Genomic DNA, 266 nt, shown 5'->3' on the forward strand with positions numbered 1-266 from the left:
TCGCAAAAAACGAGCCGTGAAAAGCCCGAAACCTGACAAACAAAAAACTGACAAGAAAAAACTCAAAAGTACAAAACAATGCACTCCAAGCAACCTGCCACCGGCAAAAACCATCATTCGGACCCAAGGCCCAGGGAGGTCAACCCCCACCGGCACACACCAACACCACCTCAAGGCATACAACCCAGGCAGTGCCGGCGGACAAGCCACAAGAAACGCACCACAAAAAGTACATCAACACACTATCGAGTTCTCACACAACACAA

The 266-nt window shown here is 49.6% G+C and carries 1 protein-coding gene; it reads left to right on the top strand.

Annotated elements, in window-relative coordinates; translation table 11 throughout:
- Nucleotides 1-16: 16 nt before the first annotated feature.
- The coding region (locus QP119_RS11560) for a hypothetical protein (protein ID WP_284776318.1) at nucleotides 17-266 on the top strand (250 nt) is incomplete at its 3' end.

Origin of the sequence: Corynebacterium frankenforstense (genome assembly GCF_030211955.1) — a bacterium.
Lineage (GTDB): Bacteria > Actinomycetota > Actinomycetes > Mycobacteriales > Mycobacteriaceae > Corynebacterium > Corynebacterium frankenforstense_A.